Annotated in this window: 14 protein-coding genes; 10 read left to right on the top strand and 4 right to left on the bottom strand. The window is 59.9% G+C overall.

The features are described from left to right. Positions 1 to 4: 4 nt before the first annotated feature. On the bottom strand, positions 5 to 922 hold the full coding sequence (locus GO007_RS05330; RefSeq protein WP_095096501.1) for a LysR family transcriptional regulator: 918 nt from the start codon (positions 920 to 922) through the stop codon (positions 5 to 7). Between the two features lie 100 nt (positions 923 to 1,022). Between GO007_RS05330 and GO007_RS05325 the strand changes: the two genes are divergently transcribed. Continuing rightward, positions 1,023 to 1,334 (top strand): nuclear transport factor 2 family protein, encoded by a 312-nt coding sequence (locus GO007_RS05325; RefSeq protein WP_095096497.1) that lies wholly within the window; start codon positions 1,023 to 1,025, stop codon positions 1,332 to 1,334. Continuing rightward, positions 1,334 to 2,113, top strand: a complete 780-nt coding sequence (locus GO007_RS05320; protein ID WP_095096493.1) for an SDR family oxidoreductase — start codon at positions 1,334 to 1,336, stop codon at positions 2,111 to 2,113. The genes GO007_RS05325 and GO007_RS05320 overlap by 1 nt, the downstream gene beginning before the upstream one ends. Before the next feature lie 20 nt (positions 2,114 to 2,133). Here the strand turns inward: GO007_RS05320 and GO007_RS05315 are convergent, their stop codons facing one another. Next, on the bottom strand, positions 2,134 to 3,348 hold the full coding sequence (locus GO007_RS05315) for an MFS transporter (protein WP_095096491.1): 1,215 nt from the start codon (positions 3,346 to 3,348) through the stop codon (positions 2,134 to 2,136). 116 nt (positions 3,349 to 3,464) lie between these two features. Between GO007_RS05315 and GO007_RS05310 the strand changes: the two genes are divergently transcribed. The 4 genes from GO007_RS05310 to GO007_RS05295 all read left to right on the top strand — a co-directional run bounded on the left by GO007_RS05310 (position 3,465) and on the right by GO007_RS05295 (position 7,487). Beyond that, positions 3,465 to 3,905, top strand: a complete 441-nt coding sequence (locus tag GO007_RS05310) for a winged helix-turn-helix transcriptional regulator (protein ID WP_095096489.1) — start codon at positions 3,465 to 3,467, stop codon at positions 3,903 to 3,905. Between the two features lie 181 nt (positions 3,906 to 4,086). Then, positions 4,087 to 4,761 (top strand): two-component system response regulator PhoP, encoded by a 675-nt coding sequence (gene phoP / locus GO007_RS05305; protein ID WP_041145006.1) that lies wholly within the window; start codon positions 4,087 to 4,089, stop codon positions 4,759 to 4,761. Beyond that, a complete protein-coding gene (phoQ, locus tag GO007_RS05300) occupies positions 4,758 to 6,224 on the top strand; it encodes a two-component system sensor histidine kinase PhoQ (RefSeq protein WP_095096486.1) in 1,467 nt (488 codons plus the stop codon). The genes phoP and phoQ overlap by 4 nt, the downstream gene beginning before the upstream one ends. Before the next feature lie 141 nt (positions 6,225 to 6,365). Beyond that, positions 6,366 to 7,487, top strand: coding sequence for a ribosomal protein uL16 3-hydroxylase (locus GO007_RS05295; RefSeq protein ID WP_095096484.1), 1,122 nt, complete (start codon positions 6,366 to 6,368; stop codon positions 7,485 to 7,487). Positions 7,488 to 7,574: 87 nt separating this feature from the next. Here GO007_RS05295 and pepT read toward each other — a convergent pair whose 3' ends face one another. Beyond that, a complete protein-coding gene (gene pepT / locus GO007_RS05290; protein WP_095096482.1) occupies positions 7,575 to 8,807 on the bottom strand; it encodes a peptidase T in 1,233 nt (410 codons plus the stop codon). A gap of 256 nt (positions 8,808 to 9,063) precedes the next feature. Here pepT and potA point away from each other — a divergent pair, with 256 nt between their 5' ends. The 4 genes from potA (at position 9,064) to potD (ending at position 12,957) form a co-directional block, all read left to right on the top strand. Continuing rightward, on the top strand, positions 9,064 to 10,200 hold the full coding sequence (gene potA, locus GO007_RS05285; protein ID WP_095096479.1) for a spermidine/putrescine ABC transporter ATP-binding protein PotA: 1,137 nt from the start codon (positions 9,064 to 9,066) through the stop codon (positions 10,198 to 10,200). Beyond that, positions 10,184 to 11,041, top strand: a complete 858-nt coding sequence (gene potB, locus GO007_RS05280; RefSeq protein ID WP_095096476.1) for a spermidine/putrescine ABC transporter permease PotB — start codon at positions 10,184 to 10,186, stop codon at positions 11,039 to 11,041. The genes potA and potB overlap by 17 nt, the downstream gene beginning before the upstream one ends. Next, on the top strand, positions 11,038 to 11,829 hold the full coding sequence (gene potC, locus GO007_RS05275) for a spermidine/putrescine ABC transporter permease PotC (RefSeq protein WP_095096472.1): 792 nt from the start codon (positions 11,038 to 11,040) through the stop codon (positions 11,827 to 11,829). The genes potB and potC overlap by 4 nt, the downstream gene beginning before the upstream one ends. An 81-nt stretch (positions 11,830 to 11,910) precedes the next feature. Continuing rightward, positions 11,911 to 12,957, top strand: a complete 1,047-nt coding sequence (gene potD / locus GO007_RS05270; protein WP_095096469.1) for a spermidine/putrescine ABC transporter substrate-binding protein PotD — start codon at positions 11,911 to 11,913, stop codon at positions 12,955 to 12,957. Here the strand turns inward: potD and GO007_RS05265 are convergent. Next, positions 12,941 to 14,596, bottom strand: a complete 1,656-nt coding sequence (locus tag GO007_RS05265; protein WP_095096466.1) for a long-chain fatty acid--CoA ligase — start codon at positions 14,594 to 14,596, stop codon at positions 12,941 to 12,943. The two genes, potD and GO007_RS05265, sit on opposite strands and share 17 nt — an antisense overlap. Positions 14,597 to 14,648: the final 52 nt, after the last annotated feature.

Here is a 14,648-nt window from a genome sequence, read left to right as displayed (position 1 = left end):
CCCGCTACCCTCTTTCCGCAAGGGAAGAGGGTTTTCCGACCTCGCGCGCCAGCGCCAGAAAAGCGGCCAGCCCGGCAGACGGATTGCGCCTTCCGGGATAGTAAAGACACAGCCCCGGAAACGGCGGCGTCCAGTCCGATAGCAGCCGAACCAGCCGCCCGGCGGCAATATCGTCAATCACGTTTTGCTCAAGAAAAAAACCGATCCCGACGTTTTCAAGGACCGCAGCGCGGGCCAGCGAAGCTTCATCCAGCGTCAGCGGGCCATCGATCTGCGGATGGACCACCTCCCCCTGCTTTTCCAGATGCCAGCGATAGAGAGAGCCGTCGGGCAGCCGCACCCGAATGCACGGATGATTTTGCAGATCCGCAGGCTCGCGCGGCGCCTCGCGGTTCATCAGATAGCCCGGAGATGCGACCACCGCATAGCGCTGCGGCTGCCCGAGGGAGAGCGCGATCATGTCATTGGGTATCAAATGCGCGACGCGAACGCCGATATCAAACCCCTCGGCGACGATATCAATCAGCCGACCTTCCGTCACCAGATCAACGTGCATCTCCGGATAGCGCCGCAGGAACTCCAGCACCAGCGGCGTCAGAATCGCGCGCCCGGCAAACGGCGGCGCGTTTATCCGCAGCACGCCCGAAGGGGTCTCCCGCCGCGAACGAACCTCTTCAAGCGCGTCGTGAACGCCCTGCAGCGAGGGGCCCATTCGCGCAATAAACAGCTGCCCGGCGTCGGTCAACGCCACGCTGCGCGAGGTCCGATTAAATAACCGCACGCCGAGGCTGGCCTCAAATTTGGCGACGGCGTGACTCAGCGCGGTGGTCGACACCCCGAGCTCAATGGCCGCCGCCCGAAACGTTCCGCGGCGGGCAATCGCCATAACAGCATCTAAATCCGTAAGCGCAATACGCGACATTATCCCGATTCCTTCATTGTGGCATCCCGGTTGGGCCCAATTGTTTAAATTATAAAGAGTTCTTACAGTAAGCAGGTCATTTAATTACCGGAGTTTATCGATGGATATGCCAGCAGCTGTACAGGTTTTTTTCACCGCCGACGATGCGGATTCTATTGCCGAAGCCTTCACCGCTGACGCCGTCGTCCGCGATGAAGGTCATACCTACCGCGGACGTCAGGCCATTCGGGCATGGCGGGTCGCGGCCAGAGAGCAATACCAGTTCGTTGCCGAACCCTTTGAAGCGCTGAGCCGTGACGATACCGTTACGGTGCGCGCTAAGGTGAGCGGTAATTTCCCCGGCAGCCCGGTGGTGCTCGATTACCGCTTTCAGCTGACGGATGCGCGCATCGCCCGTCTGGAGATTAAATAATGGCTGATTTTCTGACCTTCAGCGGCAAACGCGTCCTGATCACCTCCGGCACCAAAGGCGCGGGCGCGGCCACCGTCGCGCTGTTCAGCCAGCTCGGCGCGCGGGTGCTAACCTGCGCCCGCCATCCGCCCGCCGGCCCCGCCGAGGCGCTTTTTGTCACCGCCGATCTGAGCGAGGAAGCGGGCTGCGCCCTGCTGGCAAAGCGCGTACAGGAGCAGCTGGGGGGCGTTGATATTATCGTGCATATGCTTGGGGGCTCTTCCGCGCCGGCGGGCGGGTTTGCCGTGCTGGACGACGCGCAGTGGCAGCGGGAGCTGGCGCTTAATCTGTTTCCGGCGGTGCGCCTGGATCGGCTGCTGCTGCCGGCGATGGTCGAAAGGAAGTCCGGGGTGATCATCCACGTCTCGTCCATTCAGCGGACGCTGCCGCTGCCGGAAGCAACCACCGCCTACGCCGCTGCCAAAGCCGCGCTATCGGTGTACAGCAAAAGCCTGTCCAAAGAGGTCTCGCCGGCAGGCGTGCGCGTGCTTAGCATATCCCCCGGCTGGATTGAAACTGAAGCCGCCGTCGGCCTGGCCAACCGGCTGGCGGCGCAGGCGGGTACCGACTATGCCGGCGGACAAAAGATCATTATGGACGCCCTCGGCGGCATTCCGCTCGGCCGGCCGTGTCGGCCAGATGAGATAGCCAGTCTGATCGCCTTTCTGGCCTCCGACCGCGCCAGCGCCATAACCGGCGCCGAGTACGTTATTGACGGCGGCACCATCCCAACCGTATAAGCGCGCGCGGGGAATGGATTTTATTTGCCGGACGCCACGCGGCGGGTCGCAAACCAGAAAATGAGCGCCAGCAGGCTGACGGCGGCCCCCAGCATGCACACTCCTTGCCATCCGGCGACGGCGTAAACCGCCGTCGTACCGGCGGCCCCCAGGCCGCTGCCAACCGCATAAAACAGCATATAGAGACCCACCAGCCGGCCGTGGGCTTTGGGTCGGGTACGAAAAATCATACTCTGGTTAGTCACATGCAGCGCCTGGCCCCCCAGATCCAGCAGCACGATCCCGATAAGCAGCGCTACCGGCGACCACGCCATCAGCGATAGCGGCCACCAGGCGAGCAGCAGTATCACCAGCGCCGCGGCGCTGGTACGCTGCCCGTAGCCCCTGTCGGCCCACTTTCCGGCATGCCCGGCGGCCAGCGCCCCGATAACCCCCGCCAGCCCCAAAGCGCCGATCGCGGTATGGGAAAAGCCGTAGGGCGGCGCGCTCAGCGGCAGCACCAGCGCGGACCAGAAAATATTGAAGGCGGCGAACATCAGCAGCGCCAGCACGCCGCGAACCTGCAGTATTTTCTCCTGACGCAGCAGAGTCAGCATCGATGCCAGCAGCTGGGGATAGCTCAGCGTACTCTTTGCCGCCGCCAGCGCCGGCAGCCGTCGCCAAAGCGGAAGGGCAATACCCAGCATCAGCAGCGCGGCGAACAGATAAACCCCGCGCCAGCCGAAGAGATCGCTAATGCCGCCGGAGAATACCCGAGCCAACAGCAGCCCGATAAATACGCCGCTCTGCGCGGCTCCGACCACCCGCCCCTGCTCGTGCGGCCTGGCCGCGCTGGCGGCATAGGCGATCAGGCCCTGCGTCATCGCGGTGCCCAGCAGGCCCACCGCCAGCATGCTGCCCAGCAGCATAAGCGCAGAAGATGCCGCGCTGACCGCAATCAGCGCGGCGATCAGCAGGATCAGCTGCGCGCCCATCAGCCGCCGGCGATTTAGCCGATCGCCAAGCGGCACCAGCAGAAGCAGAGCCAGCGCGCAGCCGATCTGGGTCGCCGTTATCACGCCTCCGACGGCGGCGTCGCTGATCGCAAACTCCCGCGCCAGCGCATCGAGCAACGGCTGGGCGTAATAGACGTTTGCTACGCTCAGGCCGCTGGCGATAGCGAACAGCCATACCAGGCCGGCGGGCATAGCCGCCGCCGGGTCGGTGGGTGATAGCGATACGACGGATGTCTTCATGATTCTCGGCCTCGGCAATCTGGTTTCAAAATAAAACCACTTGAAGGCTAGAACATGTAGTTTTAAAATGCAACCAGATTACATGACGCCGAGGAGCGCGCATCGTGCCACGTAAAATGATGAAAAACGAAACCTGTCCCGTCGCCCGCAGCGTGGATATTATCGGCGATCGCTGGTCGCTGCTGATCGTGCGCGACGCCTTTGATGGCATGAGTCGGTTTAGCGACTTTCAGCGCAGCCTGGGAATGGCGCGCAATATTCTCTCTGACCGCCTGCATAAGCTGGTTAATGCCGGTATTCTCAGGACCCAGGCCGCCTCGGATGGCACCGCGTATCAGGAGTACGTCCTGACCGCAAAAGGAGAAAGCCTGTTTCCCCTGGTGGTCGCGCTGCGTCAGTGGGGAGAGCACTATCTTTTCGCCAGCGGCGAGCCTCATTCCGTCCTGATCGATAAGCGCACGCGGCAGGCGGTTCCGCCAATGGCGCCGGCTGCCGAAGACGGCACCCCGCTGGCGCCTTCGGCGACCGAAGTCCGCAAAGTGCAGGCGGACGGATAACGGCCGGCGCCGCGCGTTTCAATATTCCGCCAGCTTATCAATGACCTGGTACAAAAATGGCGGCTCAGCGGGAAAACTCGCGAAAAATCAATTGAAATTCGTTATTTAACAGCCGTTTATATTCAACGTGTATAATTAGCGCTAAACTATTCAAATCAAATAATGAATATGGAGAACCGGCATGCGCGTACTCGTGGTTGAAGATAACGCTTTACTGCGCCATCACCTGAAAGTTCAGCTCCAGGAGTTAGGCCACCAGGTCGATGCGGCGGAAGATGCAAAAGAAGCCGATTACTATCTCGGCGAACACGTGCCGGATATCGCGATTGTCGACCTCGGCCTGCCGGATGAAGACGGCCTGTCGCTGATCCGCCGCTGGCGCAGCCACGAGGTGTCGGTGCCGGTGCTGGTGCTCACCGCCCGCGAAGGCTGGCAGGATAAGGTCGAGGTGCTGAGCGCCGGGGCGGACGACTACGTCACCAAGCCCTTCCATATCGAAGAGGTCGCCGCCCGCATGCAGGCCCTGCTGCGCCGCAACAGCGGCCTGGCGTCGCAGGTTATTTCCCTGCCGCCTTTCCAGGTCGACCTGTCGCGGCGCGAGCTGTCGGTCAACGAGCAGCCGATTAAGCTGACGGCGTTTGAGTACACCATTATGGAAACGCTGATCCGCAACCGCGGCAAAGTGGTCAGCAAAGATTCGCTGATGCTGCAGCTCTATCCTGACGCCGAGCTGCGCGAAAGCCACACCATCGACGTGCTGATGGGCCGTCTGCGCAAAAAAATCCAGGCCCAGCATCCGCACGACGTGATTACCACGGTGCGCGGCCAGGGCTATTTATTTGAACTGCGCGGATGAAAGGTCCGCTACGGCATATTTTGCCGCTTTCCCTGCGCGTCCGCTTTCTGCTGGCGACGGCTGCCGTGGTGCTGGTGCTCTCGCTGGCCTACGGCATGGTCGCGCTGGTCGGCTATAGCGTCAGCTTCGACAAAACCACCTTCCGCCTGCTGCGCGGCGAAAGTAATTTGTTCTATATGCTGGCGAAGTGGGAGAACAACCGTATTGACGTTGATATCCCCGAAAACCTCAATATGCAGAGCCCGACGGTCACGCTGATCTACGACGCCAGCGGCAAGCTGCTGTGGACCCAGCACGACGTACCGTGGCTGACAAAACGCATTCAGCCGGAATGGCTGAAAAGCAACGGCTTTCACGAAATTGAATCCGACGTCGACAGCACCAGCATGCTGCTGCGCAATAACCACGAAGTGCAGGAGGAGCTGGACGCATTGCGCCAGCAGGACGATGGTTCCGAGATGACCCACTCGGTGGCCATCAATATCTATCCGGCAACCGACAAGATGCCGCAGCTGAGCATCGTGGTGGTCGACACCATCCCGGTGGAGCTCAAACGCTCCTATATGGTGTGGAGCTGGTTTATCTACGTGCTGGTCGCCAACCTGCTGCTGGTGATTCCGCTGCTGTGGGTCGCCGCATGGTGGAGCCTGCGGCCCATCGAATCGCTGGCGAAAGAGGTCCGCGAGCTGGAAGAGCACCATCGCGAAATGCTCAACCCGAATACCACCCGGGAGCTGACGCGGCTGGTCAGCAACCTGAACCGCCTGCTGAAAAGCGAGCGCGAGCGCTACGATAAATACCGCACGACGCTGACCGATCTGACCCACAGCCTGAAAACGCCGCTGGCGGTCATGCAAAGCACCCTGCGCTCGCTGCGTAGCGAAAAGATTGACGTCAACGCGGCGGAGCCGGTGATGCTGGAACAGATCAGCCGCATCTCGCAGCAGATTGGCTACTACCTGCATCGCGCCAGCATGCGCAGCGGCGGAACCCTGCTCAGCCGCGAGCTGCATCCCATTGCCCCGCTGCTCGATAGCCTCACCTCAGCGCTGAATAAGGTATATCAGCGCAAAGGGGTCAACATCACCCTCGATATCTCTCCCGAAATTAGCTTTGTCGGCGAACAGAACGACTTTATGGAGGTGATGGGCAACGTGCTGGATAATGCCTGTAAATATTGTCTGGAGTTTGTTGAAGTCTCCGTACGCCAGACCAACGATAATTACCTGCACATTCTGGTGGAGGACGATGGCCCGGGGATCCCGCACAGCCAGCGAAGCGTGGTGTTCGATCGCGGACAGCGTGCCGATACGCTGCGTCCCGGCCAGGGCGTGGGCCTCGCCGTCGCCCGCGATATTGTCGAGCAGTATGACGGCGATATTCTTACCGGCGACAGCCTGCTCGGCGGCGCCTGTATGGAGGTGGTTTTCGGCCGCCAGCTGCCCGACGAGACCGAAGGCTAACCGCCTTTCTCTCCCAGTGACGCCTGCGTCCCGCGGGCGTCGCGGATCTCTGTGACCCGACGAACAAACGCTGCCAACAAAGAGGCAGTTTGAGGGATGGCGTGTATAATCCCAAACAGACACCTGCTGTGGAATATAAAAATGGATTATCAATTAACGCTTAACTGGCCTGACTTTATCGAACGCTACTGGCAAAAACGCCCGGTGGTATTAAAGCGGGGCTTTGCCAATTTCGTCGATCCCATTAGCCCGGATGAGCTGGCCGGGCTGGCGATGGAAAACGAAGTCGATAGCCGCCTGGTCAGCCATCAGGACGGAAAATGGCAGGTCAGCCACGGCCCGTTCGAAAGCTACGATCACCTGAGCGAGAACAACTGGTCGCTGCTGGTGCAGGCGGTCAACAACTGGCACGAGCCGACGGCGGCGCTGATGCACCCCTTCCGCGCCCTGCCGGACTGGCGCATCGACGATCTGATGATCTCCTTCTCGGTTCCCGGCGGCGGCGTCGGCCCGCATCTCGATCAGTACGACGTGTTTATTATTCAGGGGACCGGCCGCCGCCGCTGGCGCGTGGGCGACAAGGTGCCGATGAAACAGCACTGCCCGCATCCGGATCTGCTGCAGGTTGACCCGTTCGAAGCGATTATCGATGAAGAGATGGAGCCCGGCGATATCCTCTATATTCCGCCAGGATTCCCGCACGAAGGCTATTCGCTGGAAAACTCGCTTAACTATTCCGTGGGCTACCGCGCGCCGAACGCCCGCGAGCTGTTCAGCGGTTTCGCCGACTATATTCTGCAGCGCGAGCTCGGCAGCCAGCGCTATGCCGATCCCGACGTGCCGTCGCGCGACCATCCGGCGGATATTTTACCGGTCGAGCTGGATCGCCTGCGCGATATGATGCTGGGCCTGATTAATCAGCCAGAGCATTTCAAACAGTGGTTTGGCGAGTTTATTACCCAGTCCCGCCACGAGCTGGACGTGGCCCCTGCGGAGCCGCCCTATCAGCCGGATGAAATTTACGACGCGCTGCAGCAGGGCGATAAGCTGGTGAGGCTTGGTGGGCTGCGCGTGGTGCGCATTGACGGCGAAGTGTTCGTCAACGGCGAGCAGATTAACTCTCCGCATCGTCCGGCGCTGGACGCGCTGGCTACGCACCTGGCGCTCAACGCGGCGCACTTCGGCGATGCGCTGGAAGATCCGTCCTTCCTCGCGATGCTGGCGGCGCTGGTCAACAGCGGCTACTGGTTCTTCGAAGACTAAGGCACCATTCCCCGGCCTGCGGCGCCCAGCGCCCTGGCCGGACTACGGGCTCCCTGCGCGTTGCCGGTAGCCCGGTTCAGCAAGGCGCTATCGCGCGCCCCGCTTCGCCGTCAGCTCGGCTATCCGCACGATAACCTGTACCGCCTTCTCCATCCCTTCCAGCGTCACAAACTCATGCTTGCCGTGGTAGTTGTAGCCGCCGGTAAACAGGTTCGGGCAGGGTAATCCCATAAAAGAGAGCTGCGCCCCGTCGGTGCCGCCGCGGATGGGCTTCATTTCCGGTTCGATGTGGCAATCGACCATCGCCTGGCGGGCGATCTCCACGACATGCGGATGCGCCATCACTTTTTCATGCATATTGTAGTAGCTGTCTTCAATCACCAGCTCGATATAGCAGTCCGGATGCAGCCCTTTGCCGACCTTTTTGGCGATCTCCATCATCCTGCGCTTGCGGGCTTCAAACTGCTTGCGGTCAAAATCGCGAATAATGTAGTGCATCTCGGCGCGATCGACGGTGCCTTTGATATTCGACAGATGGTAAAAGCCTTCATAGCCTTCGGTGGTTTCCGGCGCCTCATCGGCCGGGACTTCGGCATGAATTCTTGCCGCCAGCGACAGGGCGTTGACCATCACGCCTTTGGCGGTGCCGGGGTGAACGTTATTGCCGACGATCTTAATGGTCACCGAGGCGGCATTGAAGTTTTCAAACTCCAGCTCGCCCACGCCGCCGCCGTCAACGGTGTAGGCCCAGCGCGCGTCGAAGGCGGCAACGTCGAAGTGCTTCGCCCCTTTCCCCACCTCTTCGTCCGGAGTAAACGCCACGCGGATATCGCCGTGGGCAATATTTTTCGCCTTCAGCGTAGCCAGCGCGGTCATGATCTCGGCAATACCGGCCTTATCGTCCGCGCCGAGCAGCGTTTTACCATCGGTGGTAATCAGCGTTTGCCCCAGCAGCTGATGCAGCACCGGGAACATCACCGGCGAGAGCACCTCGTCGCCGATGCCGAGCGCAATATCGCCGCCGCGGTAGTTTTCTACTATTTGCGGGTTGACGTGCTTACCGCTGAAGTCAGGAGCCGTATCGACGTGGGAGATAAAGCCAATGGGGGGAATATCACCCGCCACGTTCGCTGCCAGGGTCCCCATCACCGTCCCTTTCTCACTTAGCGTCACGTTAACCAGCCCCATTTCTTCCAGCTGTGCCTGCAGCAGGCGCAACAACTTCCACTGCCCTTCCGTGCTCGGAACCTGGCGCACGCCAGCCTTCGACTGCGTATCTAAAGAAACGTACTGTAAAAAACGCTCAAGCAATTTATCCATGTGGCCACCCTCATCTTTTGTGACAACATTATTCATAAGCCAGAAAAGACAAATATTGCGTCAGGTCATTTTTAGCCCGGCAAACAGGAATTTAATACATTAACTCGCGTAATGTTGTAAAGGTAAGGTATCTGCAGGCGACAAGGATTGGCGATCGGTAGCGTTTGCCGTAGAATGCTTGCCCTTATTAATTATGTGCAGCCCCAAAGGTGGTTAACCACAAACCCCGCATCGGTAAGCCTTCCGCTGCGTCTACATGGGACAGAGTCAAAAATTGAATATACAACCGCGTTCGCGTTCGCCGCTGGTTCAACTGGCGGGAATTGGCAAAAGCTTTGATGGCAAAACGGTGATCTCCGACCTGAATCTGACCATCAATAACGGTGAGTTTCTCACTCTGCTTGGCCCTTCTGGCTGCGGTAAAACAACCGTTCTCCGTCTTATTGCCGGGCTGGAAAATGTCGATAGCGGACACATTCATCTCGAAGACCACGACATCACCCACGTTCCGGCGGAAAACCGCCACGTCAATACCGTCTTTCAAAGCTACGCCCTGTTCCCGCATATGACGGTGTTCGAAAACGTCGCCTTCGGCCTGCGGATGCAAAAAACGCCGGCGGCGCAGATAGCGCCTCGCGTCGTCGATGCCCTGCGCATGGTGCAGCTGGAAGAGTTTGCCCAGCGCAAACCGCACCAGCTCTCCGGCGGCCAGCAGCAGCGCGTGGCCATTGCCAGAGCGGTGGTCAACAAGCCGCGCCTGCTGCTGCTCGATGAATCCCTCTCCGCGCTGGATTATAAGCTACGTAAGCAGATGCAGAACGAGCTGAAAGCGCTCCAGCGCAAGCTCGGCATTACCTTCGTCTTCGTCACCCACGATCAGGAAGAGGCGCTGACGATGTCCGATCGCATCGTGGTGATGCGCGACGGCAAAATTGAGCAGGACGGCACCCCGCGCGAAATTTACGAAGAGCCGAAGAACCTGTTCGTTGCCAGCTTTATCGGCGAGATCAATATCTTTAACGCGACGGTGATTGAGCGCCTCGACGAGCAGCGCGTCCGCGCCCGCGTTGAAGGGCGCGAATGCAATATCTACGTTAATTTTGCCGTTGAGAAGGGGCAGTCGCTGAACGTCATGCTGCGCCCTGAGGACCTGCGCGTCGATGAGGTCCACGACGCCAGCGAAGCCGATGGCCTGATCGGTTACATCCGTGAACGCAATTACAAAGGCATGACCCTGGAATCGGTGGTCGAACTGGAAAACGGCAAAATGGTGCTGGTCAGCGAATTCTTCAACGAGGACGATCCTGATTTTGACCACCCGCTTGACCAGAAAATGGCCATTAACTGGGTAGAGAGCTGGGAGGTTGTACTGGCTGATGAAGAACACCAGTAAATTCCAAAATGTGGTGATTGCCACCATCGTCGGCTGGCTGGTGCTGTTTGTTTTCCTGCCCAACCTGATGATTATCGGCACCAGCTTTTTGACCCGCGACGACGCTAACTTCGTCAAAATGGTCTTTACGCTGGATAACTATGCGCGCCTGCTGGACCCGCTCTACTACGCCGTGCTGCTGCACTCGCTGAATATGGCGCTGCTGGCGACGCTCGCCTGCCTGCTGCTCGGCTATCCCTTTGCCTGGTTTCTCGCCAGGCTGCCGGAGAAGGTCCGTCCGCTGCTGCTGTTTTTGCTGATCGTCCCGTTCTGGACCAACTCGCTGATCCGTATCTACGGGCTGAAAATCTTCCTCAGCACCAAAGGCTACCTCAACGAGTTTCTGCTGTGGCTGGGGGTCATTGAAACGCCTCTGCGCATCATGTACACCCCGTCGGCGGTGATTATCGGCCTGGTCTACATTCTGCTGCCGTTTATGGTGATGCCGCTCTACTCCAGCATTGAGAAGCTGGATCGCCCGCTGCTGGAAGCGGCGAAAGACCTCGGCGCCAGCCGGCTGCAAACCTTTATCCGCATTATTATTCCGCTGACCATGCCGGGGATTATCGCCGGCTGCCTGCTGGTGATGCTGCCGGCGATGGGGCTGTTCTACGTCTCCGACCTGATGGGCGGCGCGAAGAACCTGCTGATCGGCAACGTCATTAAGAGCCAGTTCCTCAATATTCGCGACTGGCCGTTTGGCGCGGCCACCAGCATTACGTTAACCCTCGTGATGGGCCTGATGCTGCTGATTTACTGGCGCGCGGCAAGACTGCTCAACAATAAGGTGGATCTGGAATGACCGGTCGACTGCTGCGCGGCGGCTTTATGGCCGCCATTTACGCGTATCTCTACATTCCCATTATTATTCTGATCGTTAACTCGTTTAACAGTTCGCCTTTTGGCATTAGCTGGCAGGGGTTTACCACCAGCTGGTATAGCCTGCTGATGAACAACGACAGCCTGCTGCAGGCCGCGCAGCATTCGCTCACTATGGCGGTGCTGTCGGCGACCTTTGCCACCCTGATCGGTTCGCTGACCGCCGTCGCGCTGTACCGCTACCGCTTTCGCGGTAAGCCGTTCGTCAGCGGAATGCTGTTTGTGGTGATGATGTCGCCGGACATTGTGATGGCGATTTCTCTGCTGGTGCTGTTTATGCTGATTGGCATCCAGCTGGGCTTCTGGTCGCTGCTGTTCTCGCATATTACCTTCTGCCTGCCCTTCGTGGTGGTCACGGTATTTTCGCGGCTCAAGGGTTTCGACGTGCGGATGCTGGAAGCCGCGAAGGATCTCGGCGCCAGCGAGTTAACCATTTTGCGTAAGATTATCCTGCCGCTGGCGCTGCCCGCGGTGGCGGCGGGATGGCTGCTGAGCTTTACGCTGTCGATGGATGACGTCGTGGTGTCATCGTTCGTCACCGGACCGGGCTACGAAATATTGCCGCTGAAGATCTACTCGATGGTCAAGGTGGGCGTGTCGCCGGAAGTGAACGCGCTGGCGACCATCCTGTTGATTCTGTCGCTGGTGATGGTTATCGCCAGCCAGCTCATTGCCCGCGACGGCACCAAAAGCTCGCCCAAACGGGCCTGATAACTGCAGCCGGTTCGGGCCCTCGTCCCGGGCCGGCAACTACCACAGCCTGTGGAACAGGCTTAAACCAGGGGACGTTAAATGAAAAAATGGTCACGCCACCTGCTCGCGGCGGGTGCTCTGGCAGTCGGGATGAGCGCCGCGCACGCGGACGATAGCAAAACGCTCTATTTCTATAACTGGACCGAATACGTACCGCCGGGCCTGCTGGAACAGTTCACCAAAGAGACCGGGATCAAGGTTATCTATTCGACCTACGAATCGAATGAAACCATGTACGCCAAGCTCAAAACTTACAAAGACGGCGCCTACGACCTGGTGGTGCCGTCGACCTACTTCGTCGATAAGATGCGCAAAGAAGGCATGCTGCAGAAGATCGATAAGAGCAAGCTGACTAATTTCAGCAACCTCGATCCGCAGATGCTGAATAAGCCGTTCGACCCGAACAACGACTATTCCATTCCGTACATCTGGGGCGCAACGGCTATCGGCGTCAACAGCGAGGCCATCGACCCTAAAACCGTGACCAGTTGGGCCGACCTGTGGAAGCCTGAGTACAAAAGCAGCCTGCTGTTGACCGACGATGCCCGGGAAGTGTTCCAGATTGCGCTGCGTAAGCTGGGCTATTCCGGCAACACCACCGATCCCAAAGAGATTGCCGCCGCGTATAGCGAGTTGAAAAAGCTGATGCCAAACGTCGCGGCGTTCAACTCGGATAACCCGGCAAACCCCTATATGGAAGGTGAAGTGAATCTCGGTATGGTATGGAACGGTTCGGCGTTCGTCGCTCGCCAGGCCGGGACGCCGCTGGAGGTGGTGTGGCCGAAAGAAGGCGGGATCTTCTGGATGGATAGCCTGTCGATTCCGTCCAACGCCAAAAACGTCGACGGCGCGCTGAAGCTGATTAACTTCCTGCTGCGTCCGGAAGTAGCCAAACAGGTTGCCGAAACCATCGGCTATCCGACGCCGAACCTCGCCGCGCGCCGGATGCTCAGCCCGAGCGTTGCCAACGATAAATCGCTCTACCCGGACGCGGAAACCATCCAGCAGGGCGAATGGCAGAACGATGTCGGCAGCGCCAGCACCCTGTACGAAGAGTATTATCAAAAGCTCAAGGCCGGTCGTTAATCCCGCCGGGATCGCGCCCCTCGCCCATCAGTATCTGGCCGAATTCGGCCCGCAGCTGATTCTTCAAAACCTTGCCGGTGGCGCTCACCGGCAGGGTGTCAATGAAAACGACGCGGTCCGGTACCTGCCATTTCGGCACCCGCTGCTGGTACCACGCCAGCAGCGCCTGCTCCTCGATTTCAGCCCCTTCCGCCCTGACGCACAGCAGCACCGGACGCTCATCCCAGCGCGGATGCCGGGCGGCAATCGCCGCCGCGCTGCGAATGGCCGGGTGGGCAAGCGCAATATTTTCCAGCTCGACCGTTGAGATCCACTCCCCGCCGGACTTGATGATATCCTTAGCCCGATCCTGAATGATCAGATAGCCATTCTCATCGACGGTACCGATATCGCCGGTATCAAACCAGCCGTCGTCGGTGAGCGCCGTTTCGCTGCGGCCAAAGTAGTTCGCCACCACCCAGTGACCGCGTACCTGCAGATACCCCTGGCTTTCACCATCGCTGGGCAGCGGCGCTCCGTCGACGTCCACCACCCGCAGATCGATCCCGAAGATGGCCCTTCCCTGCCCCTCGGCCACCCGCTGTCGCTGCTCCTCCGCCAGCGCCTGATGTTTAGCCAGCGGCGTATTGATGGTGCCGATGGGCGACGTTTCGGTCATCCCCCAGGCGTGGATCAGCTCGATACCGTAGTCGCGACGAAACGCCTCCGCCATCGAAGGAGGCAGCGCGGAACCGCCGACGAACGAGCGTTTAAAACAGGGCAAGCGGATATCCGATTTACGCAGCGCCGCCAGCAGTCCGGCCCAAATCACCGGCACGCCAAAGGCCACGCTGACCCGCTCGGCGCTCAGCAGCCGCAGCAGGCTCTCGCCGTCCAGATGCGGCCCTGGCAGCACCAGCCGCGCCCCGGCCATCGCGGCGATAAAGGGCGTGCCCCAGGCGTTGACGTGAAACATCGGCACCACCGGCAGCAGGGAGTCGCGGGCCGAGATACCGGCGGCATCGGGCTGATTGCCGCTCAGCGCGTGCAGCACCAGCGAACGATGGGTATTGAGCACTCCTTTGGGTTTCCCGGTGGTGCCCGAGGTGTAGCACAGCGACGCGGGGGTGGTTTCGCTCAGCCCCGGCCAGTCGTAGCCGGGATCCCCGCAGGCCAGCAGCTCATCGTAAAACAGCAGCGAATCGAGCTCGCTGAGGGCGCCTTCGCTGCGGGCTTCCATCAGGACAAAGTAGCGCACGGTGGGCAGATGGGGGCGCAGCTGGCGCAGCAGCGGCAGGAAGGTGGCGTCAAAAAACAGCACCTGGTCCTCGGCGTCGTTGATGATAAACGTCAGGTGCTCAATCGACAGCCGCGGGTTGAGGGTATGGGTAACCCGGCCTCCCGAGCCGATGGCGAAATAGACTTCCAGATGACGGCGATTATTCCACGCGAGGGTAGCGCAGCGCGCGCCGGCGGGGATGCCCAGCCGATCGACGGCGGACGCCAGCCGGCGCGCGTTATCCGCCACCGCTCCCCAGCTGCTGTACTCCGTCTCCCCGCGCGTGGACACGGAGACGATTTCGCTATCGGCATGGTAGCGCGCCGCGTGATTGATTAACGTTCCGGTGGTTAAATCCTGATACATCATCGATGGGTGCATGGCAGGTTCTCCGCGGCGTCGGCGCGCTTTTTGGGCAAAAAAAAGCGCCGAT

The sequence above is a fragment of the Klebsiella sp. 10-1 genome (genome assembly GCF_009758445.1).
GTDB classification, from domain to species: domain Bacteria; phylum Pseudomonadota; class Gammaproteobacteria; order Enterobacterales; family Enterobacteriaceae; genus Klebsiella; species Klebsiella scottii.
The sequence above is the reverse complement of the archived record's forward strand: the minus strand, read 5'-3'. Positions and strand labels throughout refer to the sequence as shown.